Origin of the sequence: Streptomyces sp. NPDC094147, from assembly GCF_044764265.1 — a bacterium.
Lineage (GTDB): Bacteria > Actinomycetota > Actinomycetes > Streptomycetales > Streptomycetaceae > Streptomyces.
On sequence record NZ_JBIWHT010000006.1, the window covers coordinates 206,949 to 227,694 of the forward strand.

Annotated in this window: 19 protein-coding genes; 7 read left to right on the plus strand and 12 right to left on the minus strand. The window is 73.3% G+C overall.

The genetic code is table 11. The features are described 5' to 3' along the window. The first annotated feature begins 130 nt into the window (after positions 1-130). On the plus strand, positions 131-3,148 hold the full coding sequence (locus tag ACIQ8J_RS12920; RefSeq protein WP_403269965.1) for an amino acid adenylation domain-containing protein: 3,018 nt from the start codon (positions 131-133) through the stop codon (positions 3,146-3,148). A 23-nt stretch (positions 3,149-3,171) separates the two neighbouring features. Here the strand turns inward: ACIQ8J_RS12920 and ACIQ8J_RS12925 are convergent, their stop codons facing one another. From ACIQ8J_RS12925 to ACIQ8J_RS12935, 3 genes are all read right to left on the minus strand, one after another. Next, on the minus strand, positions 3,172-4,224 hold the full coding sequence (locus ACIQ8J_RS12925; protein WP_403269962.1) for a chitinase: 1,053 nt from the start codon (positions 4,222-4,224) through the stop codon (positions 3,172-3,174). Between the two features lie 170 nt (positions 4,225-4,394). Further along, positions 4,395-5,078, minus strand: a complete 684-nt coding sequence (locus ACIQ8J_RS12930) for an HAD family hydrolase (protein ID WP_403269959.1) — start codon at positions 5,076-5,078, stop codon at positions 4,395-4,397. Between the two features lie 54 nt (positions 5,079-5,132). After that, complete coding sequence (locus ACIQ8J_RS12935) at positions 5,133-5,609, minus strand: Lrp/AsnC family transcriptional regulator (RefSeq protein WP_403269956.1); 477 nt, start codon at positions 5,607-5,609, stop codon at positions 5,133-5,135. A 225-nt stretch (positions 5,610-5,834) separates the two neighbouring features. On the opposite strand from ACIQ8J_RS12935, the gene ACIQ8J_RS12940 reads away from it, so the two are divergent. The 4 genes from ACIQ8J_RS12940 (at position 5,835) to ACIQ8J_RS12955 (ending at position 10,090) form a co-directional block, all read left to right on the plus strand. Then, positions 5,835-7,319: an FUSC family protein gene (locus tag ACIQ8J_RS12940; protein ID WP_403270493.1), complete on the plus strand. Its 1,485-nt coding sequence runs from the start codon at positions 5,835-5,837 to the stop codon at positions 7,317-7,319. 183 nt (positions 7,320-7,502) lie between these two features. Beyond that, the gene (locus ACIQ8J_RS12945) at positions 7,503-7,964 is read left to right on the plus strand and encodes a hypothetical protein (RefSeq protein WP_403269954.1); all 462 of its coding nucleotides are present in this window, start codon (positions 7,503-7,505) and stop codon (positions 7,962-7,964) included. 172 nt (positions 7,965-8,136) lie between these two features. Continuing rightward, complete coding sequence (locus tag ACIQ8J_RS12950; RefSeq protein WP_403269951.1) at positions 8,137-8,808, plus strand: hypothetical protein; 672 nt, start codon at positions 8,137-8,139, stop codon at positions 8,806-8,808. Positions 8,809-9,046: 238 nt separating this feature from the next. Then, the gene (locus tag ACIQ8J_RS12955; RefSeq protein WP_403269948.1) at positions 9,047-10,090 is read left to right on the plus strand and encodes a lactonase family protein; all 1,044 of its coding nucleotides are present in this window, start codon (positions 9,047-9,049) and stop codon (positions 10,088-10,090) included. An 83-nt stretch (positions 10,091-10,173) separates the two neighbouring features. Here the strand turns inward: ACIQ8J_RS12955 and ACIQ8J_RS12960 are convergent, their stop codons facing one another. Both ACIQ8J_RS12960 and ACIQ8J_RS12965 read right to left on the minus strand, forming a co-directional pair. Continuing rightward, a complete protein-coding gene (locus ACIQ8J_RS12960; RefSeq protein ID WP_403269944.1) occupies positions 10,174-11,103 on the minus strand; it encodes a sirohydrochlorin chelatase in 930 nt (309 codons plus the stop codon). A gap of 121 nt (positions 11,104-11,224) precedes the next feature. Beyond that, entirely contained in the window at positions 11,225-12,205 is a 981-nt protein-coding gene (locus ACIQ8J_RS12965) for an N-acetylglucosamine kinase (protein WP_403269941.1), read from the minus strand. Positions 12,206-12,380: 175 nt separating this feature from the next. On the opposite strand from ACIQ8J_RS12965, the gene ACIQ8J_RS12970 reads away from it, so the two are divergent. After that, positions 12,381-13,058: a uracil-DNA glycosylase gene (locus tag ACIQ8J_RS12970; RefSeq protein ID WP_403607810.1), complete on the plus strand. Its 678-nt coding sequence runs from the start codon at positions 12,381-12,383 to the stop codon at positions 13,056-13,058. A 59-nt stretch (positions 13,059-13,117) separates the two neighbouring features. Here the strand turns inward: ACIQ8J_RS12970 and ACIQ8J_RS12975 are convergent, their stop codons facing one another. Further along, the gene (locus ACIQ8J_RS12975; RefSeq protein WP_403269935.1) at positions 13,118-14,206 is read right to left on the minus strand and encodes a WD40/YVTN/BNR-like repeat-containing protein; all 1,089 of its coding nucleotides are present in this window, start codon (positions 14,204-14,206) and stop codon (positions 13,118-13,120) included. 334 nt (positions 14,207-14,540) lie between these two features. Then, positions 14,541-15,563 carry an NADH:flavin oxidoreductase/NADH oxidase gene (locus ACIQ8J_RS12980; protein ID WP_403270491.1) on the minus strand — a complete coding sequence of 341 codons (1,023 nt, stop codon included), beginning with the start codon at positions 15,561-15,563 and terminating at the stop codon, positions 14,541-14,543. Positions 15,564-15,737: 174 nt separating this feature from the next. Between ACIQ8J_RS12980 and ACIQ8J_RS12985 the strand changes: the two genes are divergently transcribed. Continuing rightward, on the plus strand, positions 15,738-16,100 hold the full coding sequence (locus ACIQ8J_RS12985; protein WP_403269932.1) for an ArsR/SmtB family transcription factor: 363 nt from the start codon (positions 15,738-15,740) through the stop codon (positions 16,098-16,100). Between the two features lie 52 nt (positions 16,101-16,152). Here the strand turns inward: ACIQ8J_RS12985 and ACIQ8J_RS12990 are convergent, their stop codons facing one another. The 5 genes from ACIQ8J_RS12990 to ACIQ8J_RS13010 all read right to left on the minus strand — a co-directional run bounded on the left by ACIQ8J_RS12990 (position 16,153) and on the right by ACIQ8J_RS13010 (position 20,713). After that, the gene (locus ACIQ8J_RS12990) at positions 16,153-17,499 is read right to left on the minus strand and encodes an FAD-dependent oxidoreductase (protein WP_403269929.1); all 1,347 of its coding nucleotides are present in this window, start codon (positions 17,497-17,499) and stop codon (positions 16,153-16,155) included. 94 nt (positions 17,500-17,593) lie between these two features. Continuing rightward, the gene (locus ACIQ8J_RS12995; RefSeq protein ID WP_403269926.1) at positions 17,594-18,196 is read right to left on the minus strand and encodes a TetR/AcrR family transcriptional regulator; all 603 of its coding nucleotides are present in this window, start codon (positions 18,194-18,196) and stop codon (positions 17,594-17,596) included. A 151-nt stretch (positions 18,197-18,347) separates the two neighbouring features. After that, the gene (locus tag ACIQ8J_RS13000; protein WP_403269924.1) at positions 18,348-19,052 is read right to left on the minus strand and encodes an HAD family hydrolase; all 705 of its coding nucleotides are present in this window, start codon (positions 19,050-19,052) and stop codon (positions 18,348-18,350) included. Positions 19,053-19,071: 19 nt separating this feature from the next. Next, positions 19,072-19,743, minus strand: coding sequence for a phosphatase PAP2 family protein (locus ACIQ8J_RS13005; RefSeq protein ID WP_403269921.1), 672 nt, complete (start codon positions 19,741-19,743; stop codon positions 19,072-19,074). Between the two features lie 34 nt (positions 19,744-19,777). After that, complete coding sequence (locus tag ACIQ8J_RS13010; RefSeq protein WP_403269918.1) at positions 19,778-20,713, minus strand: M56 family metallopeptidase; 936 nt, start codon at positions 20,711-20,713, stop codon at positions 19,778-19,780. Positions 20,714-20,746 lie beyond the last annotated feature (33 nt).

Consider the following 20,746-nt stretch of genomic DNA (forward strand, 5'->3'; position numbering starts at 1 on the left):
GCGTATTCCGGTCGGCATCAGGCAGATTGAGTCAGCCGGTCGGATGGGGGCCGCCCGGCCGCCCCCGACCGCGGTACCCGGGGGTGTTCCTCCGCCACGAGACCGCCACGACGGTGACAGGACGTGTTCGATGTCCGATGCCCCTGCCGAGCCCGCCCCCTCGCGCCAGGCCCCGCCCCGGCCGCGCCCTGCCTCCGCCGCGCAGAGCGGCATCTGGTTCAACGAGCGGCTCGCCGACTGCGGGGCGGTGCACCACCTCCCGTTCTCCGTGCGCTTCGAAGGCGACCTGGACATCGCGGCGCTGACGCGCGCCTGCGCCGCGGCGGTCCGCAGGCACGAGGCGCTGAGCCGCGCGGTCGAGGACCGGGCGGGGCTGCCCTTCCTGGTCCCGGCCGCGCGGCTGCCCGAGCTGCGGGTCGAGGAGGACGCCCCGGGCGCCGAGCGACGCCACCTCACGGCGCCCTTCGACCTGGTCCGCGGGCCGCTGTGCAGGCTGGTGCTGCTGAGCGCGGGGCCGCGGGAACACCGGCTGCTCGTGGTGGCCCACCATCTGGTTTTCGACGGGCAGTCGATGGGACTGCTCCTGGCCGACCTCGCGGCGCTCTACCGGTCGGAGGTCTCAGGAACCGATCCCGGACTCCCGGAACTCGCCCCCGCCGAACCGCCCGGCGCCGAGGAGGAGCGGATAGCCGCCAAGCTGCCGCAGGCACGGGCCTATTGGGCCGATCACCCGCTCGCGGACGACGACGTGGTGCTCCCCGGCCTGGAGCGGCCCGCCCACGGGGTGGCCGAGGGGGACTCGGTGCGGTTCCGGGTCCCCGCGGAAGTACGCGACCGACTCGGTCCGGTGGCACGGCGGATCGGAGTGACCCGGTTCGAGCTGATCGTGGCGTCCCTGCACGCCCTCCTGTTCCGCTACGGCAACCGCGCACCGGTCACCGCCATCGACCTCGGCACCCGGACCCCGCGGCAGCAGGACCGTATCGGCGTGTACGTCAATGAGCTGCCCTACCGCTCGGAGCCGGCCGGCGCGCTGCCGTTCGGCGCGTTCGCCCGCGCGGTGCGGGCCGGGCTGCGGGAGCTGTACCCGGTGCGCGATGTGCCGCTCGGCCGCGTCGGCGCCGGGGTGAAACCGGGCGTCGCGCTGGCCCAGGTCTCGATGTCCTACCGCGTCCCGAGCGCCGTGCCCGACTTCCCCGGCCTGACCACCACGGCCGACTGGTCGACCTCCAACCACACCGCGCGCAACGCTCTGCGCATCGAACTCGCCGACAGCGCCCATGAGTTGAGTGTGTTGGTTCAGTGCCCGCGGCAGGAGATCCTCGCCGGGGCTCCCGACAGCATCGCCCGGCACTGGCTGAACCTGCTCGGACAGGTGGTGGCCGCACCGGACACCGCGCTGGCCGAACTGCCGCTGCTCGACCGGGAGGAGCGAGAGCGCCTCCTCGCCGGGTGGAACGACACCGCCGTGGAGTACCCGGCGGCAACGGTCCCCGAACTGGTCGCCGAAAACGCGGCCCGCACCCCCGACGCCGTGGCCGTCAGCCACGCCGGCCACCACCTCACGTACGCCGAACTCGACACCGAGGCCGAAGCCCTCGCACACCGCCTCCGCACCAAGGGCATCGGGCCGGGCGACCTGGTGACCGTACGGGCGCGACGGTCGGAACGGCTGGTCGTGGGCCTGCTCGGGGTGCTCAAGTCCGGCGCGGCCTACATTCCGCTGGATGGCGAATACCCGGCGGAGCGGCTGGAGTTCATCGCGGCGGACTCGAAGGCCGTCCTGGAACTGGACGACTCGGAGCTGGCGCAGCGGGCAGCGCCGGGGCCCGGCACCGGACACCCCGCCGGGCAGCCGAGGCCGGACGATCTCGCGTACGTCATCTACACCTCAGGCTCCACCGGCCGCCCCAAGGGCGTGCAGATCGAGCACCGCTCGCTGACCAACCTGCTCCTGTCCTTCCGCGATCTGCTGGACGCCGGGCCCACCGACACCTGGCTGGCGCTCACCTCGGTGTCCTTCGACATCTCCGCCCTCGAACTGTTCCTTCCGCTCATCACCGGCGGCACGGTCGTCGTGGCGGGCGAGAGCCGGACGCGCGACGGAAAAGCGCTCGGCGAACTCGTCGCCCGCCACGGCATCACCCACGTCCAGGCGACCCCGACCGGCTGGTCGATGCTCCTGGACGCGGGCTTCGACGCACCCGGGGTCACCGCGCTGGCGGGCGGCGAGGCGCTCCCGCCGGCCCTCGCGCGGCGACTGCGCCCCAGAGTCGGCAGGCTCATCAACGCGTACGGGCCGACGGAGACCACCATCTGGTCGACCTCGGACGAGATCGGGCCCGAACCCGAGCGCGTGACGATCGGCCGACCGCTGGCCAACACGCGCACCCATGTGCTGGACGAGCGCCTCAGGCCCGTGCCCGTCGGGGTGCCCGGAGACCTGTACATCGCGGGGGCGGGGCTCGCCCGCGGCTACCTCGGCAGACCGGACCTGGACCGGGAACGGTTCCTGCCCGACCCGTTCGGGCCGCCCGGCAGCCGCGTCTACCGCACCGGCGACCGGGCGCGCCACCGCGGCGACGGACGGCTCGAATTCCTGGGCAGGAACGACGACCAGATCAAGCTCAGGGGCTACCGGATCGAACTCGGCGAGATCGAATCACGGCTGCTCGCCCTCCCCGGCGTGGACCGCGCCGCCGCGGCCGTACGAGAGGGCAGGCTCGTCGGCTACCACGTCGGCGACGCGGACCCGGGCATCGTCCGGCGGGCGCTGGCGGCAGCGCTCCCCGCGTACATGGTCCCGGACGTACTCCTCGCGCTCGACGCCCTGCCGCTCACCCCGAACGGCAAGCTGGACCGGGGAGCCCTGCCGGCCCCGCCCGATGCGCCGGCCTCGGACTCCTCGGGGTCCGGAACTCCGCTGGAGGCGGTACGCCAGGTGTGGTGCGAGGTCCTGCGGCTGCCCGAAGTGGGCGACCGCGAGGATTTCTTCGACCTCGGCGGCCACTCGATCACCATGACCCAGATCTCGGCCCGGCTCCTGGACCGGCTCGGCGTCGACGTCCCCCTGGACGCGTACTTCGACGCCCCGACCGTCGAGGAACTCGCCGCGGTGGTCGCCGCGCTCCAGTCCGGGCAGGCGTGACGGCGGCGTGCGGCGGGGGATCGTCAACGCCCTTGCAGGGACTGGACGTTGGAGCCGAACGTCCAGTCCTTCGAGCCGTCCCAGTTGACCGACCAGGTCATCAGGCCCTTGAGCCCGCCGCCGTACGCGTTCCAGGCCTGGGCCACCTGGCCCGGCTCCATGTAGCCGCCCCCGGCGCCCGGTTGGGCCGGAAGACCCGGGACCTGCTGGTCGTAGGGCACCCTGATCGTGGTTCCCTGGACGACGAGCCCCTGGTTGAGGCAGTCCGTCTGCGCGGTGAACCCGGCGACGGTTCCGGCGGAGTACGAATCGCCGGAGCAGCCGTACATGTTGCCGTTGTAGTACTGCATGTTGAGCCACCACAGCCGGCCGTTGTCCGCGTACTTCTTCACGATCGGCAGGTACGCGCCCCAGATCGAGCCGTACGTCACGCTGCCGCCGGTGACGTACGCCGTCTCCGGTGCCATCGTCAGGCCGAAGCCGGACGGCATCTGCGCGAGCACGCCGTCGATGATGCGGACGAGGTTGGCCTGCGAAGCGGACAGGGTGTTGATGTCCCCGCTGCCGACGAGGCCGGTCTCGATGTCGATGTCGATCCCGTCGAAGTTGTACTGCTTCAGGATCGGCACCACGGTCGCGACGAACCGGTCGGCGACGGCGCTCGAACTGAGGTCGATGCCTGCCGCGGCCCCGCCGATGGACAGGAGGATCGTCTGGCCGGACGCCTTGGCCTGGCACATCTCGGCCGGAGTGGGAACCTTCACCGTCGCGTCCATGCCGTCCTGCCACAGCGCGGTGCCGTCGGAGAGGATGACCGGGAAGGCCGCGTTGATGACGTTGTAGCCGTGGGCTCCGATGCGGCTTTCGGTGATCGGTATCCAACCCAGCGGCGGATGAACGCCGTTGGCGGCGCCGTCCCAGTTCTCCCAGTACCCCTGGAGCACCTTGCCCGAGGGTCTCGGCTTGACCGCGCAGGTGTCGGCCGCCGACGCGGCGGGCGCCGCCGCGACCGGGACCTGCACGGCGAAGGCCAGCACCAGGCCGGCTGTCAGCAGACGCAACGAACGACCGATCATGCTGTGCTCCTTGCCTCCGGGAGCGCCACCGGCGCGGTGCGGCGGCTCCCGGACCGTGGGGGAGAGACCTGGAGAGGTGTGGGGGGTGGCGCCCCACACCGTAGATTGGTCCAGACCTACCGTCAATCACTTGCGTGGCAAGGAAGTTGGGCCGGGCCGCAGGCCCGTGGTCAGGCGCCGACCGCCCACTCGTACGCCGTCTCCGCGCTGAACTCCCGCCGGCCGCCCCGGAACAGCAGCCCCGCCGTCGCGAACTGCGGGTCGTCGGCGGACTGCGGAAGGTAGGGGACGGCGATGCAGCGCATACCGGCGGCGTGTGCCGCCGCCGCGCCGGGCGGGGCGTCCTCAAGCACCACACAGTCGGCGGGCGCGGCGCCGAGCCGGTGCGCGGCCTCCAGGAAGACATCGGGCTCGGGCTTGCCCCGCTCTACCTCCTCGGCCGATACGGCGAGCGTGATGAAGGAATCGAGGCCCGTGCCCGCGAGCACCGCATCGATCGCGGCCCGCGAGGAACCCGACGCCACCGCCATCCGTACGCCCTGCGCGTGCAGCCGCTCCACGAACTTCCGCATCTCGGGGAAGACTTCGGTGCGGGCGGCGGCCAGTTCCAGATACGTCGCGTTCTGCGCGGCGAGCATCTCGTCGACGGGGCCGGTCAGCGCGTACTCCCGGGCCAGGATCTCCAGCGTCTCGCGGGTCCCGATGCCGATGAAGCGGGCGTGCTGCTCCCAGGTGAACCCCGGCAGGCCGTAGCCCGCGAGCACCTGGCGCGCCGCCTCGTAGTAGTTCGGCTCGCTGTCCACGAGTGTGCCGTCGAGATCGAAGATGACCGAAGTGGTACGTGATGTGCGCATGTGCACCAGCATGCCAAGACCCGGGCGCACCTCGTGACGCCCCTTGCCCGGCGCTCACTTCGCGGCGGAGCGCCCCACCGACTCGACCAGCGGCAGCAGCCGGTGCGGCACCCGCTCGCGCAGCGCCACCTCGGTACGGGTGCGCACGACGCCAGGGAGCTGGATGAGCCGCTGGATGACGTCTTCGAGGTGGGCGTTGTCGCGCGCCGCGACCCGGGTCAGCAGATCGCCGCCGCCGGTGATCGAGAACGCCTCGATGATCTCGGGGACCGCCGCGAGGCCGTCGCCGACCTCGTCCAGGTGCCCCTGGGTCACCTCGATGTGGACGAAGGCGAGCACCGGGTGTCCGAGCGCCGCGGGGGAGAGGACCGGACCGGTGCCGGTGATCACACCCTCCCGCTCCATCCGGTCGAGCCGGGCCTGGAGCGTGCCGCGGGCGATGCCCAGCACGCGCGCGTACTCGCGGACGCTGGTGCGCGGCTGCTCGATCAGCAACCGCAGGATCCGGGTGTCGAGTGTGTCCACCGTCACGTCCCGATGGCTCCCTTCTGGCCCTGCCGATGAGGCTTCGACTGTACCAATGGCGCAGCGACACGGAGTCCGTTTGAGCCAGTGTCACTCCGGATGTTTTCCTCTGATGACAGATGGCGCTGCGCAGTGCGCGAGACGGTGACGATGCCGGTCCGGGCCCGCGGCGCCTTCGTCATGCCTGAGCCAATGTGCGACGAAGGGGGCGCGGCGACCGCCGTGAAGAGGATGTTTGTGGCTCCGGACCCGGGGCTGTTGCGACTGCGCGTATCGGTACGGGCCGTTCTCGGCGTGAGCCTGGCGGTCACCGCCGCCGAACTCTGCGGACTCCCCCTGGCCGGCTCGATCACCGCGGGCCTCGCCGCGCTGCTCGCGCTGTTCACCGTCGGCGACGCCACCGCCCGCCGCCAGGCCGTCACCACCGCGCTGCTGCCCGCCGTCGGCTTCCCGGTGCTCGCGCTCGCCACCGCGCTGCACGGCACCCCGCTGCCGCGCGACGCGGCCTGGCTCGCGGTCGTGTTCGCGGGCGTGTACGCCCGGCGCTGGGGCCCGCGCGGCCAGGCGCTCGGGATCTTCGGCTTCATGATGTTCTTCGCGACCCAGTTCCTGCACGCGGTCCCCGCTCAGCTGCCCGAGCTGTACACAGCCGTCGCACTCGCGATCGCGGCCTCGGCCGGTGTCAGGTTCGGCCTGTGGTGCATCGAGCGGCGCACCCCGCCGCCCGCGGCCCCCGCCCCGCTCTCCGGACGCGGCCTCGCCCGCCCCACCACCCGGCAGGCCTTCCAGGCGACGGTGGCCTGCGCGATCGCCCTCGGCGTGGGCGAGGCGCTGTCCGAGGACCGCTGGTACTGGGCCGTCGGCGCCGCCTGGTGGATCTTCGTCAACACCGCCTCGCGCGGCGAGACCCTGGTACGGGGCTTCCGCAGGGTCTTCGGCACGGTCACCGGCATCGCCGCCGGACTGCTGATCGCGATCCCGCTGCACGGCGCGCCGGCCCCCACCGCGGCCCTGGTCGCGGTGTGCGTCTTCGGGATCTTCTACACCGCGGCCCCCAGCTACAGCTGGATGATGTTCTTCGTGACGGTCATGGCCGGGCTGCTGTACGGGCTGCTCGGTGTGCTGCACCCGGGCCTGCTGGTGCTCCGCGTCCAGGAGACCGCGGTGGGCGCGCTGGGCGCGGTCGTCGGGGTGGCCCTGGTCCTGCCGGTCAGTACGCATGCCACCACCGACGCCTGGATCCAGCGGGCCCTGCACTGCGTACGACGGTGCACCGCCGAGGCCGCAGGCCGGCTCGCCGGGGACGAGGGGGCCGACCCGGCGCCCCGCGCCGCCGAACTGGAGCTGCTGCTCGGCCGGGTGCGCCTGTCGCTCGCTCCGCTCGTCCACCCGCTCAGCCCGCTGCGCGCCCGCAAGGCGCGGGCCCGCCTGGTGCTGCGGCTGCTCGACCAGTGCGCCCGGGAAGTACGCGGTCTGGCGTCGGTCGCGGCGGATCCCGACGCCTCGCACGATGCCAGGCTCGCTGCCGCGTGCTGGCGCGTGGAGGCGGCGGTGCTGGCACTCACCACGCCGGGTGCACCGCACGACGAGACCGAGGTGCCCGTCGCCGAACCGCGGCATGTCGACGGCGAGGTCGCCCTGGCCCATCTGCACGACCTGGAACAGGCCCTGAAGGCACTCGCCGCACCCCTGCGGAGCCCCGTCGCTCCCGCCTGAATGGTGTGAGATCCGCAACGCTCTGTGAGGGGCTCTCGCGAAGTGTCCTGCCCGTTCGTGCCTGCGGTGATCAGCGGTCCGTCGGAAGCCGGGACGTCACGGGCCGTGCGGGGCGGCAGGTACCGTAGGGAGAACCGATCTCATGGGCCTCCTGACGGGCTGCGTGAACCCAGGAGGAACAAGATGACGACGAACCGCGGACGCAAGGACGTGATCCGGGACCGGATGACCGCGACCGGCGAGTCGTACAACGTCGCCGCCCGCAACCTGAAGGCGATGAAGGACATGGGCGCCACCGGTGACGCGGTCCGCACGCAGCGCTGGCGGCCCGCGGACTCGCCGGACCTGCCGTGTCCCTGCGGCGGGACGTGCGAGCCCGGCGAGAAGTGCGACCGCTGCCACGCCCTGCACCGGCACGTGGCACGCGCCCCCGGCAGCCTCACCGAGGTAGAGGTCTGGGCGGACCGGTACGACTGCACCGGCTGCGCGTCCTCGTACACGATCGCCGTCACCCTCCCCGGCCGTCCGTGGGGCATCGCCGAGACGGTCATCCAGGGCGGAGCCGCTGAACCGGTCGTCCGGGCCCGGGTGTTCCCCGGCATCCTGCACCCGCTGCTGCGCCCCGGGGCGCCCGAGGAAGACTGACCCAGGGGGTCGAGCGTGGGCTCGGGCAGCCCCGGATGTGGCGAGTGGGGCTGCTGCGGCGCCGCTGCCGGTGACGTGTCCTTCGATCGAGCGGACTACGGCCCCTGGCCGCATGGCAGTTGAGGATCGCGCGGTAATTTTATCGTGTCGCAGTCCTCCTGGGGGGTTCGCCATGGATGTCCGCCGGATCACCGTCGTCGCTGTCTCGCTGGTGTTGGCCGCAACCGTCACAGGCTGTTCGAGCGGCAAGTCCGCCGACAGCGGAAAGCATCCGAGCCCGCCTGCTCCGAGCGAGAGCAGCAACCCGCCGGCGCCCGGCGCCCCGGGCGCGTTGCAGTACGGGCCGGGGGCGCAGGCGAAGTACACCGTGCAGGCGCAGCCGGCGCCGGGCAGCTGCCATTACCGCTACACGGCGGACAAGCAGCCGCTGCCCGACCCGAAATGCACTCCCGGGGCGCTCAACCCGAAGGTGACGCAGACGACGTTGAAGTCGACGGTCTGCCAGTCCGGGTACACGGCCACGATCCGCCCGCCGGTCTCCGTCACCGGACCGGAGAAGACCGCGAACGCCAAGTCGTACGGCTATACCGGGCCGTTGGGCGACGCCGAGTACGACCACCTGATCTCCCTCGTCCTCGGCGGCGACCCCGACGACCCGCGCAACATCTGGGTCGAGCCGCCGTCGCCGGACCACAAGCCCGGCGGCGGCCCCAACAACCCCAAGGACGGAGTCGAGGCCAAACTGTCCAGCGCGGTCTGCTCCGGCAAGGTCCAACTGGCCGCGGCGCAGACCGCCATCGCGACCGACTGGACGACCGCAGTGGCCAAGCTCGGCCTCAAGTAGGCGGCACACAACCACCGTTGGGGTCGTCCGGCCTCGCACGCGCCCGGCTCGCCGCGGCCTGTCGGCGCGTGGAGGCCGTACGCCCCGGGCACCCCGGCGCCCTCGCTCGCCACGCCGACTCGCCCGTTCGCGGGGTGAGGAGCCGCGCCACGACCAGCCGTTGGTCTAGACCGACTGCTACGGTCGGCCGAGCAGTTCGGATCAAGGGCAGCTCGGTTCAGGGGAGAGGGGAAGCACGGTGGGCAGCAAGGGCGCCGCGCGGGCATTCATCGGGTCGTTCACCACGGCGGGCGGGCGCGGGGTCACCGCGGCCGCCGTGGACCAGGAGACGGGGGCGCTCACCCCGCTCGGCGCCTCGGCCGCCGTCCCCAACCCGTCGTTCCTGGCTCCCTCCCCTGACGGAACCGTCCTGTACGCCGTCGGGGAGAACGCAGCGGGGACCGCGGCGGCGTTCGACATCAGCGGGGCGCTGCCCCGGCCGTTGGGCGCGCCCGTCCCGGTCGGCGGCGCGGGCCCCACCCATCTCTCGCTCGCCGCCGGCCACCTCCTCACCGCCAACTACGACTCGGGCAGCGTCACCGCCCTCCCGGTCCGCGCCGACGGCCGCCTCGGCCCGGCCGCGTGCGTCCTGGAGCACCGGGGTTCGGGCCCGAACCCCGACCGCCAACAAGGCCCGCACGCCCACCAGGTGCTCGCGGACCCGAGCGGGCGCTGGACCGTCAGCGTCGACCTCGGCACCGACTCCGTACGCGTCTGCGAACTCGCCCCGGACACCGGCGTCCTCAGGCTCCGCTCCGAGACGGCGCTGCGGCCCGGCAGCGGCCCCCGCCACCTCGCTTTCCATCCCGGCGGCCGGTACGCGTACGTCCTCAACGAACTGGTGCCGACACTCACCGTGTGCCGCTGGGACGCGGCGACCGGCACCCTCGAACCGCTCGGCGAGACACCGGTCGTCGAGGACGGCGTGAGCGGCGAGATCTACCCGTCCGGGGTCGTCGTGGCGCACGACGGCCGCTTCCTGTGGTCGGCGAACCGGGGCCACGATTCGATCGCGGTCCTCGCGCTCGACCCGACGGGCGAGAAGGCGGCCCTGGTCGCCACGGTGGACTGCGGCGGGCACTGGCCGCGCGACCTCACCCTGGACCCGTCGGGACGCCGTCTGTACGCCTCCAACGAGCGCTCCGGCGACGTGACCTGGTTCGACCTCGATGCCGCCACCGGCGTCCCGTCCCGCACCGGCTCGATCGAGGCACCCGCCGCCTCGTGCGTGGTCTTCTGCTGACAGCCTGGGGCCGCACTCCGTCCACGACGTGAGGGGGCCCGTACCGGACATCCGGTACGGGCCCCCTCACGTCGTACGTACGGTCAGTGGACCGGCGAACCCTGCGGCTGCGGGGCGATGCCCAGCGCGGCCGCGTACTTCGAGAGCACCAGCTTGCCGATCGCCGGGTAGGCGCCCAGCGCCTGGGCGACCGCGCACTCGGCCTCCTTCGCGGCGGCGTCCAGCAGACCCTCCGCGACCTCGGGACCGATCAGGTACGGGGCGACCGCGAGCTGCACCGAACCCGAGCCGCGCAGCTGCGCGGCCATCGCCGCGATCGCGCCCTCCTGGTCGAGGGCGGCGGCCATGACCGGCACGGCGAGCCGGGCGGCGAGCAGCATGCCGGTGATCCCGGCGGCCTGGACGGCCTCCTCGCCGCCGACCGTCGCCAGGATGATCCCGTCGGCGGCGGTGGCGACCGTGAACAGCCGGGCGCGGTCGGCGCGGGCCAGACCGGCCTCGGAGAGCCGCACGTGCAGGCCCTCGGCGAGCAGCGGGTGCGGGCCGAGCACGTCGGTCAGCTCTGCGGCGGCGCGGCTGTCCATGACGGCCTGCCGTATCCGGCGGATCAGGGCGCTGTCGGGGCCCGCGAGCAGCGGCACGACCACGGCGGCCGGGCCCTGCGGGTCGGCGGCCTCGCGGCCCGCCGCGCGCGCCTGCTCGACGCGCGCGGCGCGCTCGGCGGCGGTGCGGGCGAGCACGACGTCGAGCGTGGGGTACTCGACGGACTCGGCGTCCTCGCTGTCCAGGTAGCCGATGCGGGCATCGAGACCGGGCAGCTCGGAACGGGCGATGCTGATGACCTCTTCGGCGAGGCTGCGCACAGCCGGGCCGGGAGCGCCGGGAACGGCGAGAACGAGCGCGGGCGCGCCCTCCGGAGCAACCACCGGTTCCGGGCGGCGGTGCCGGCCGGACTGGCGGGGTCGCGGCATTCGTACGGGCAGGCCGGATGCTGGCCCAGTGGGGGTGCTCATGGCGCCGCATGCTACTGGTTTTGCGTGGGCCGCCGTTCGGGGAGGGGGTAGCTGAGCGGTATCTGTCCGCATTTTCCCGGAGAGTGGCATAAACATCAACTGCCCTGATCTGTCTCGGCGCTCACGCGGTCGAGATCCACAGCATGCGGGGGTCGCTCGGGAGCCGCAGATCGCCGTCGGCGAGGGCGGCCGCGATGAGCAGCGAACCATCGAGCGGGTCCCCGGCCGCCTCGACCGTGCGCGCCAGCGGGAGTTGCCGGCGGAACTCCTCCCGCAGCGGCATGAGAAGGGGGTCTCCCAGTCTGAACAGGCCGCCGGTCAGCGCCACTTGGCTCTTCTGGCCGGCGTCCGGGCAGACCGCCGCGGCGGTCTCGGCGATGTGCCGGGCCGCATCGCGCAGAATGCCGGCCGCGACCGGGTCCGCAGCCGCGCAGTGGGCGACCTCGGGCGCGAACGAGGCCAGCACGGCGGGCCGGTCGGTCCGCGGATAGAGCAGTCCCGGCAGTCCGCCGGGCGCACCGAACACCGCCTCGACCCGGGCGAGCAGCGCCGCCGAGCCGCCGCGCCGTCCGTCATGGGCGCGCAGGGCCGCTTCGAGACCGGCCCGGCCGATCCAGGCGCCGCTGCCGCAGTCCCCGAGCAGATGCCCCCAGCCGTCGGCCCGCCGCCAGCCGCTCAGATCCGTGCCGAGCGCGATCATCCCCGTCCCGGCGGCGACCACCGCGCCGGGCCGCTGGCCCAGGGCACCCGCGTACGCGGTGACCGCGTCGGCGGCCAGGGCGAGCCTGCGCACCCCGAGCGAGCGGGCGAGGGCCCCCGGCAGTTCGGCCCGCAGCGCGTCCCCGAGCGTCACCATCCCGGCCGCGCCGACCGCCGCCGCGACGATCCGGCCCGCCCCGGTGCGTAGCCTCAACTCCTCGGCAGCGGGCAGCAGTTGCTCAAGGAAATGCCCGGCGTCGATCCCGGCGGGACCGGTCCGCACCGGCTCCTTCGAGACGATCACCTCGGCCCGCGCACCCGGTTCGGTCCGGCGCAGCGCGAACCGCACTCCCGATCCGCCCGAGTCGACCCCGAGCACCCACTCCTGGGCGCCGCCCGTCACGGCAGCCGCCGGTCGACCGGCCGGGCGCCCCGCCGCCGCGGGAGCTCGCTCGTACGGCTGAAGGTCACTGGACGCAGCGCAATCCCCTCCTCGCGGGCGAAGCGTAGCGCCGAGCCGGGGCGGCGGTCTCCCTGCTTGTGCGGAGCCCCGGCCTGGGCCAGTAGAGTGACGCGTCGTGGCACCACGACCCTTGCATGAACTTGTCGAAGCGGGCTGGGCGAAGGCTCTGGAACCCGCGGCCGAACGCATCGCGGCCATGGGGGACTTCCTCCGGGCCGAGATCGCCGCCGGACGGACCTATCTCCCGGCCGGGGCGAACGTTCTGCGGGCCTTCCAGCAGCCCTTCGACGATGTCCGCGTCCTGATCGTCGGCCAGGACCCCTACCCCACGCCGGGGATGGCCATCGGGCTGAGCTTCGCGGTCTCGCCCGAGGTGCGTTCGCTGCCGGGCAGCCTGGAGAACATCTTCCGCGAGCTGAACTCCGATCTGGGCCTGCCGCGGCCGTCCAACGGGGATCTGACGCCGTGGACCGAGCAGGGCGTGCTGCTGCTGAACAGGGCGCTGACGACGGCCCCGCGCAAACCCGCCGCCCACCGGGGCAAGGGGTGGGAAGAGGTCACGGAGCAGGCGATCCGGGCGCTCGTCGCGCGCGGTAAGCCGCTGGTGTCGGTGCTGTGGGGCAGGGACGCCCGCAACCTGCGGCCGCTGCTCGGCGACCTCCCGGCGATCGAGTCCGCCCACCCCTCGCCGATGTCGGCCGATCGCGGCTTCTTCGGCTCGCGCCCCTTCAGCCGTACGAACGAACTCCTGGCACGGCAGAGCGCCCAGCCGGTCGACTGGCGCCTGCCCTAGGGCAGCTCCGCCGTCGGCACGGCAGTGGGGAAACCGCCGCCCGCCGGGCCATCGGGCCGTCAACCGATCACCGCCGCCCGTACGCAGAGCACGTCCGGCAGGTGCGAGGCGAGCAGCCGCCAGGTGTCGCCGTCGTCGGCGCTCGCGTACAGCTCGCCGTTGCGGTTGCCGAAGTAGACCCCGGCCGGGTCGGCGTCGTCCGTGCAGAGGGCGTCGCGCAGGACCGTGCCGTAGTGCGGGTCCTGCGGCAGGCCCGTCGAGAGCGCGTCCCAGTTCTTGCCCGCGTCCTCGGTGCGGAAGACGCGGCACTTGTTGTCCGCCGGGACCCGGTCGGAGTCGGCGGTGATCGGGAAGACGTAGGCGGTGTTGGAGCGGCGCGGGTGGGTGGCGGCCGCGAAGCCGAAGGTGGACGGCAGCCCCGCGCCGATGTCCGTCCACTGGTCCCCGGCGTCGTCGCTGCGGTACACCCCCCAGTGGTTCTGCAGATACAGGCGGTCCGGGTCGGCCGGGTCCTGGGCGATCTTGTGGACGCACTGGCCGAACTCCGGGTTCGGGTCCGGCAGGAACACCGCCGAGACGCCCTTGTTGGCGGGGGCCCAGCTCGCCCCGCCGTCCCGGGTGCGGAACACCCCCGCCGTGGACACCGCGACCGTCAGCGCCTGGGCGTCCCGCGGGTCCGTGACGATGGTGTGCAGTCCCTCGCCCCCGCCGCCGGGGACCCACTGGGAGCGGGTCGGATGCTCCCACAGAGGCCGTACGAGCTCGAAGCTCTCCCCGCCGTCCTCGGAGCGGAACAGCGCCGCCGGCTCCGTCCCCGCGTAGACCACGCCCGGCGCCTCGGGCCCGGCCGGGCGCAGCTGCCACACCCGCTCCAGCGAGGCACCCGTGAACTCGGGGAATTTCACGGCCGGTTGCTTCGGCTCGGTCCAGGTCCGGCCCAGGTCGTCGGAGTGGAACACCGAAGGGCCCCAGTGCGCGCTGTCCCCGCCGACGAGCAGCCGGGGCCGCGGACCGTGCCGGGTGTCGATGGCGATGGAATACACCGCCTGGGCGTTGAAGTGCGGTCCGTCGAACTCCCATGCCCCGCCGCGTCTGCGGCCGAGAAAGAGCCCCTTGCGCGTACCCACAGTGAGCAGTACCTCGGTCATGCCTGTCCCTCCAAAACGCCGTTGTTCCGGATAGGGGCCAGTGTGCACCCGGCCACTGACAACGGCCTCTGAAGCGGGAAAGCGGCAGTTCAGAGCGGTTTGGCTACGAAGTCGAGGAGAAACGGCAGGAGCCTCTGGGCCGACGTGCGCCCGGCTCCAGGGCGTCCGGTTTCCCGATAACTCTGCCCGAGCGCCCCCTCACGCAGCGCGGTCACGACCCGTACGGGTTCCGTCAGATCTGTGCGCCGCCCGAGACCGGCCCGCGCGCCAGGGAGGGGCTCGGCGAGGGGCCCGTTCACCGGAGTGAGCGGGCCCCTGGGGGGTCGGGTGGAGGTCAGACCGAGCGGTGGTACTGGGCCGGTACGTGCACGTCGCCGCCCAGTTCGCGGGCCGCGTGGCGGGCCCACGACGGGTTGCGCAGGAGCTCGCGGCCCAGCAGGATCGCGTCGGCCTCGCCGTTGGCGAGGATCTTCTCGGCCTGTTCGGCCTCGGTGATCAGGCCGACCGCCGCGACGGGCAGCCGGCTCTCGTTCCTCACCCGCGAGGCGAACGGCACCTGGTAGCCCGGCCCGGTCGGGATGCGTACGCCCGAGGCGTTGCCGCCGGTCGAGACGTCCAGGAGGTCCACGCCGTGCTCCTTGAGCAGGGCGGCCAGGCGGACCGTGTCGTCGGCGGTCCAGCCGCCCTCGTCCAGCCAGTCGGTGGCCGAGATGCGGAAGAACAGCGGCAGCTCCTCGGGCCACACCGCCCGTACGGCGTCGGTGACTTCGAGCGCGAGGCGGGTGCGGTTCTCGAACGAGCCGCCGTACTCGTCGGTGCGCTTGTTGGAGTGCGGCGAGAGGAACTGGCCGATCAGATAGCCGTGCGCACCGTGGATCTCGGCCACCTTGAAACCGGCGTCCAGCGCCCGGCGGGCCGCTTCGGCGAACCGGCCCGCGATCTCCTGGATTTGATCGACCGTCAGCTCGGTCGGTACGGAGTGGTTCCCGTCCCAGGCCACCGGGCTCGGGCCGACCGGCTGCCAGCCCTCCTCGCTCTCCGGCTTCAGCGGCGCACCGCCCAGCCAGGGCCGGTCGGTGGAGGCCTTGCGGCCGGCGTGGGCGAGCTGGATGCCCGGGACCGTGCCCTGGCTCTCCAGGAACCGGGTGATCCGGCGGAACGCCTCGACCTGGGTGTCGTTCCAGATGCCCAGGTCTCCGGGGGAGATCCGGCCCTCGGCGCTGACGGCCGTGGCCTCGACGAGGATCAGTCCGGTGCCGCCGGTCGCGCGGGCCGCGTAGTGCGCGAAGTGCCAGTCGGTGGGGACGCCCGCGGCGGGCCCGGAGCCGTCCGCGCTGTACTGGCACATGGGCGCCATCCAGACCCGGTTCGGGAAGGTCAGGGACCGCAGGGTGTAGGGCTCGAAGAGGGCACTCGCAGCAGACACGGCAGACTCCAGTCGGGACGGCCCGGGGCGCGGACGGCGCCGGGTTCGCTTCGTACGATACTCGTCGTAGTACGGGAGATGTCAAACTACGACGGGTCTCGTACAATGGGTGACGTGACCACCGCAACGAGCACCCGTGAACTCGCCCATCCGGCGCGCGCAGAGATCCGCCTGGAGGGCGTGCTGCACGCGCTGTCCGACCCGATGCGGATGCGGGTGGTGCGGGCACTCGCGACGGCCGAGGGGGAGCTCTCCTGCTCGCACTTCGTGCTGCCCGTCACCAAGTCCACGACCACCCACCACTTCCGCGTGCTGCGCGAGAGCGGCGTGATCCAGCAGGTCTACCGGGGCACCGCGAAGATGAACGGCCTGCGCCGCGCCGACCTGGACGCGCTCTTCCCCGGCCTGCTCGACAGCATCCTCGCCGCCGCCGGCCGCGAGGCGGAGCGGCTCGGCGACGACGCCTGACCCCGCCCCGGACGCGGCGCCGCGCCGCGAGCCCGGCGCCGTTCGCCGCGCGTCAGCCCTGGTGCAGCGCCGCCGTCAGCAGCCCCGCCCAGTCGGGGATCTTCACCGAGCGGCGCCCCAGCGAACGGCCCAGCTCCGCCTCGGCGCGTTCGATCGCCAGCCAGCCCTGCCATGTCACCGGGTCGAGCCCCAACTCCCGCATGGCGTCGAGCGGTTCGGCCGGGACCGGGCGCGCGGCGAGGTGCGGGGCGTCCTGGAGCAGGGAGGCGGCCGTCTCCTTCGCGCAGGGGCGGTTGGTGCCGATCACGCCCGTCGGGCCGCGTTTGATCCAGCCCGCCACGTACTCGCCCGGCGACGGCGTCCCGTCGCGCAGCACCCGGCCCGCCGCGTGCGGCACCGTCCCGGTCGCCGGGTCGAACGGCAGCCCCTGGGGCGGCACCCCGCGGTAGCCGACCGCCCGCAGCACCAGCTGCGCCTCGATCTCCTCGTACGCCCCGGTCCCGAGCACCCCGCCCGAGCCGTCCGGCGCGGTCCGCTCGAAGCGCACCGAGCCCACCCGGCCGTCCCGCTCCAGGATTTCCACGGGCCGCAGGTAGAACCGCAGATGCAGCAGGCGGGCGGCGGGCCGCCGCGGGCGCCCGGCCCAGCTCCGCAGCACCTCCACATTGCGTCGCACGGGCCCCGGCAGCGCGGACGGGTCGGTGAAGTCCGGGTCCAGGGCCAGCTCGTCCTCGGCCACCGTCACATCGGCGCCCGGCAGCGTGCCCAGCTCGCGCAGCTCCTTGGTGGTGAACCTGGCCTGCGAGGGGCCGCGCCGGGCCGCCATGTGCACCTCGCGCACCCGGCTGGCGGCGAGCGCGCCGAGCGCGGACTGCGGCACATCGGTCGGCCGCAGCTCATCGGCGCCGCGGGCCAGCATCCGCGCGACGTCGACGGCCACGTTGCCCGCGCCGATCACCACGGCCGAACGGGCGGCGAGGACAAAGCCGTTGGGGTCGGCATCGGGGTGCGCGCTGTACCAGGAGACGAACTCGGTGGCGGAGAAACTGCCCGGCAGCTCCTCGCCCGGGATGCCGAGGTGCCGGTCGGTCTTGGCGCCGACGCAGTACACCACCGCGTGGTACAGCCGCAGCAGCAGCTCCGGCGGGACGCCGTCCGGACCCACCTCGACATGCCCGAGGAAGCGGATCCGGCCGTCCTCCAGGACCGTGCGGAGATTGTTCTGCAGCGACTTGATCTTCTCGTGGTCCGGGGCGACCCCGTAGCGGACCAGACCGTACGGGCACGGCAGCCGGTCCAGGACGTCCACCCGCACCCCGGCGACCGCGCTCTGCTCCACCAGGCTCTGGGCGGTGTAGACCCCGCTCGGCCCGGATCCGACGACGGCGATGCGCAGCATGGCGGGTGCTCCTCAGGACAGCGAACCGCAGAAGACCGCAGCGGACCTTCAGGATGGCACCGTCGCGCACCGCGGGACAGACGGCTGCCGCCGGTCAGCGGCCCTGCTCGGGCGGCGTGCCCATCTCCCGGTCGAGTCCGTACCGCTGGAACAGCTCGGCCCGCAGCTTGCCCGTGTCCATCGGTGCGCCCGGCAGCAGCGCGGCGAAGACGGCGCCCATCAGGTTGGCCCGCAGCAGCGGGTAGTCGGAGTCCACGTCGGTCGAGCCGTACCGCTCGACGGTGTCCCGCAGCAGGGCCGCGAGCCGCTGCTGCTCGGGGCACTGCACGAAGCCCTGGGCCTGGAGGATTCCCGCCATGTGCGCCCGCATGAGGACCGGCTGGTCGTGGGTGAGCCCGAGGATCGCGTCGATCGCGCGGGCCAGGCGCTCCTTGCCGTCGGCGGTCCTCGGCTCGCGCTCCAGCCCCGCCGCCAGGCTCATGTGCATGAGGCGGTGCACGGCGGACTGGAGCAACTGGCGCTTGCCCGGGAAGTAGTACGACACCAGACCGCGGGCCGAACCGGCCCGGTCCGCGATGGCGCCGAGGGTCGTCGACTCGTAGCCCCGTTCCGCCACCAGTTCCACAGTGGCTTGCAGCAGCCGCTCGCGAGAACGCCTGCGCAACTCTTCATTGACCGATGCGCTGCGCGGGGACATGCTGTAACTCCTGCGTTGACTGGCTCAGAGCCAATATACTCAGGCCGTCGCGGGACGGTACCCCTTCGCAGGGGTCTGACCTGCGGACGGGCTGCTCGTTCGGGGTGACGCGGGGGATCACCCCGAACGGGTGGCCCCCCTCATCGGCCGCTCAGCGGCCTGCCCCGGCCAGCGCGAGCACCGGCCGCAGACCGTCCGGGCGCTCGTCCACCGGCAGATGGTCCACGAAGTGCACCGCGCAGCCGAGCGCCGCGGCGCCGCCGTCCGCACGCCGGTCGTCACCGACCATCAGCACCTCGCCGGGATCCCGGCCCAGCGCCTCGCAGGCCAGCCTGAACAGCCGCTCGTGCGGCTTCTGCACCGCGTGCTCGAAGGACAGCAGATACGCGTCCACGAAGGCGTCCAGACCGTGCGCGCGGAAGACCGGCCGCAGATCCCAGCCGATGTTGCTGACCACCCCGATCCCGATGCCCCGCTCCCGCAGCTCGGTGAGGACCGCCTTCGTGTCGGGGTACGGGCGCCAGGCGGCCGGGGACATGTGGCGGTCGTAGAGAAGGTCGTACAGGCGCGGATCGGGCAGCGCCACCTGCCGGGCGAGACCGGTGTACGTCTCCCGGTGGAGCTCGGTGCTCTGGTCGCGTATGGCCCACAGCCGTGACAGATGCTCGGGCAGGCGCTGCGGGTTGGCGCCGCCGGGCAGTGCCCCGGCCTGCTCCAACTCCCGTGCACAGCGGGTGAGTTCGGCGTCCGGCAGGGTGATGCCGGAGGCGTCGAGCACGGCGGAGAGCCAGTCGACGGCCGGTTCGATGCGGAACAGGGTTCCGGAGAAGTCGAAGAGAACGCCCTTGATCGTCATGCTCGCGATCCTCGCGCGCTCACCCGCGCCGGTTCAAGGCCCACCGGCCGTGGGCCGCCGCGCTCAGCGTGACGACCGCCACACCGATCAGCCAGCCGCCCACCACGTCGGAGAGCCAGTGAACCCCCAGGAACAGCCGGGTGAACCCCACGCCGAGCGCGGAGACCACCCCCGCCGCGAGGACGGCGGTACGCGCCCGGCGCCCGGCCCCGTACAGCGCGAGCAGCCACACCAGGAGCCCGAAGGCGACCGTCACGCTCAGCGCGTGGCCGGAGGGGAACGCGGCGTACCCCGCGGAGTCCACCGGGTCCGGCCACCGCGGCCGGTCCCGCCCGACGGCCGACTTCAGCGCCTGCTGCACGGCCGTGCCGACGGCACTCGTCGCCGCGACCCACAGCGGCAGCAGCCGCTCGCCGCGCCACAGGAGCACCCCGACGACGACCGCGAGCAGGGCCCGCATCGTCCACGGGTCCCACACCCGGTCGGTCAGCATCCGGTTGACCCGGGTGAGGCCGGGGCCGGCGACCGCCGTCCGGTGCAGCCCGTCGGCGACGGCACGGTCCAGCGACATCAGCGGACCCCACTCGGCCACCACCAGAACCAGGAGCACTCCGGCGAGCAGGAGGGAGACGATGCCGATGCGGAGCGGTGCGGCCGGGCGGGTACGGGCCTCGGGGAGAGCGGGCTGCATGGGGAGGATCCAAGCGGACGCCGCCCCGGTACGGCTAGCCCAGGGCGCGGAGCCCCGGTACGAGGGCCACGAGGAGCGGTACGGCCGGCACGAGCGCGGCGTACGCGGTCAGCCGCAGCCGGTGGCCCGCGGTCAGCCTCGGCGCCGCCGCGAGGAGCCGGTGCACCCGCTGGGGGAGCTGGCCGTCGGGGGCGGGGCAGGGCCCGAACACCCCGCGGTGCTCGTTGAGTTCGACCAGGGCCAGCGCGATCGTGAGGCGGCCGAAGCGGCGGGAGGCCACGTCGTCGGCGGCCAGTTCCACCAGGCGGTGCATCTCGTCGCGGAACGCCGCGAACACCGGCACCTGCGGGAACCCCCGGGCGAGCGCGCCCGAGCAGTGCAGCAGCCAGTCGTGCCGGGCCCGCGCGTGCCCGACCTCATGGGCGAGCACCGCATCGAGCTGACGGCCCTTCAGACGCTGAAGTGCCGCTGTGGTGATGACCAGTTGGGGAGTCTGGCCGGGCAGCCACCAGGCGTCAGGACGCTCCGCCTCCAGCACCACCAGGCGCTCGCCCGACGGCTCCTCGCCGGGCAGCAGGGGCGAGCGCAGCCGCAGCTCCGCCCGCCGCCGGCGACGGCGCGCCCAGCTGTCCCTGATCTCCCGCGAGAGCATCGCCCCGGTCCAGGCGCCACCGAGGAAGAGCACCACCGCCAGCGCCGCCGACCAGGGGCCGTACGGTCCCAGCGCGTACGCCTCGACGACGGCCCGGGGCGCGGGCGCGAACACCTGCCCGCGCACGGTCTGCCAGGCGGAGGCGGCGCTGAACACCATCGCGAGTCCGAAGCAGAGCAGCACCCCGGCCACCACGCACTGCCACACCCACAGCGCCACCACCGGCTCGCGCTCGACCCAGTCGGCGCGGGCGAGGAGTCGCGGGGCGGCGACGGCGGACACCAGGCCGAGCACCAGCAACGCGAGGGAGACCGTCATGGCCTCAGCCTATGAGCGGGCCCGCCGTCATAG

Coding starts and splice junctions, on each gene's coding strand:
- ACIQ8J_RS13005 (WP_403269921.1), bottom strand. CDS start 19,743: ATGCAGCCCGCTCTCCCCGAGGCCCGTACCCGCCCGGCCGCACCGCTC.
- ACIQ8J_RS12985 (WP_403269932.1), top strand. CDS start 15,738: ATGGGTGACGTGACCACCGCAACGAGCACCCGTGAACTCGCCCATCCG.
- ACIQ8J_RS12925 (WP_403269962.1), bottom strand. CDS start 4,224: ATGATCGGTCGTTCGTTGCGTCTGCTGACAGCCGGCCTGGTGCTGGCC.
- ACIQ8J_RS12950 (WP_403269951.1), top strand. CDS start 8,137: ATGGATGTCCGCCGGATCACCGTCGTCGCTGTCTCGCTGGTGTTGGCC.
- ACIQ8J_RS12975 (WP_403269935.1), bottom strand. CDS start 14,206: ATGACCGAGGTACTGCTCACTGTGGGTACGCGCAAGGGGCTCTTTCTC.
- ACIQ8J_RS12920 (WP_403269965.1), top strand. CDS start 131: ATGTCCGATGCCCCTGCCGAGCCCGCCCCCTCGCGCCAGGCCCCGCCC.
- ACIQ8J_RS12995 (WP_403269926.1), bottom strand. CDS start 18,196: ATGTCCCCGCGCAGCGCATCGGTCAATGAAGAGTTGCGCAGGCGTTCT.
- ACIQ8J_RS13000 (WP_403269924.1), bottom strand. CDS start 19,052: ATGACGATCAAGGGCGTTCTCTTCGACTTCTCCGGAACCCTGTTCCGC.
- ACIQ8J_RS12940 (WP_403270493.1), top strand. CDS start 5,835: ATGTTTGTGGCTCCGGACCCGGGGCTGTTGCGACTGCGCGTATCGGTA.
- ACIQ8J_RS12980 (WP_403270491.1), bottom strand. CDS start 15,563: ATGGCGCCCATGTGCCAGTACAGCGCGGACGGCTCCGGGCCCGCCGCG.
- ACIQ8J_RS12945 (WP_403269954.1), top strand. CDS start 7,503: ATGACGACGAACCGCGGACGCAAGGACGTGATCCGGGACCGGATGACC.
- ACIQ8J_RS13010 (WP_403269918.1), bottom strand. CDS start 20,713: ATGACGGTCTCCCTCGCGTTGCTGGTGCTCGGCCTGGTGTCCGCCGTC.
- ACIQ8J_RS12930 (WP_403269959.1), bottom strand. CDS start 5,078: ATGCGCACATCACGTACCACTTCGGTCATCTTCGATCTCGACGGCACA.
- ACIQ8J_RS12990 (WP_403269929.1), bottom strand. CDS start 17,499: ATGCTGCGCATCGCCGTCGTCGGATCCGGGCCGAGCGGGGTCTACACC.
- ACIQ8J_RS12960 (WP_403269944.1), bottom strand. CDS start 11,103: ATGAGCACCCCCACTGGGCCAGCATCCGGCCTGCCCGTACGAATGCCG.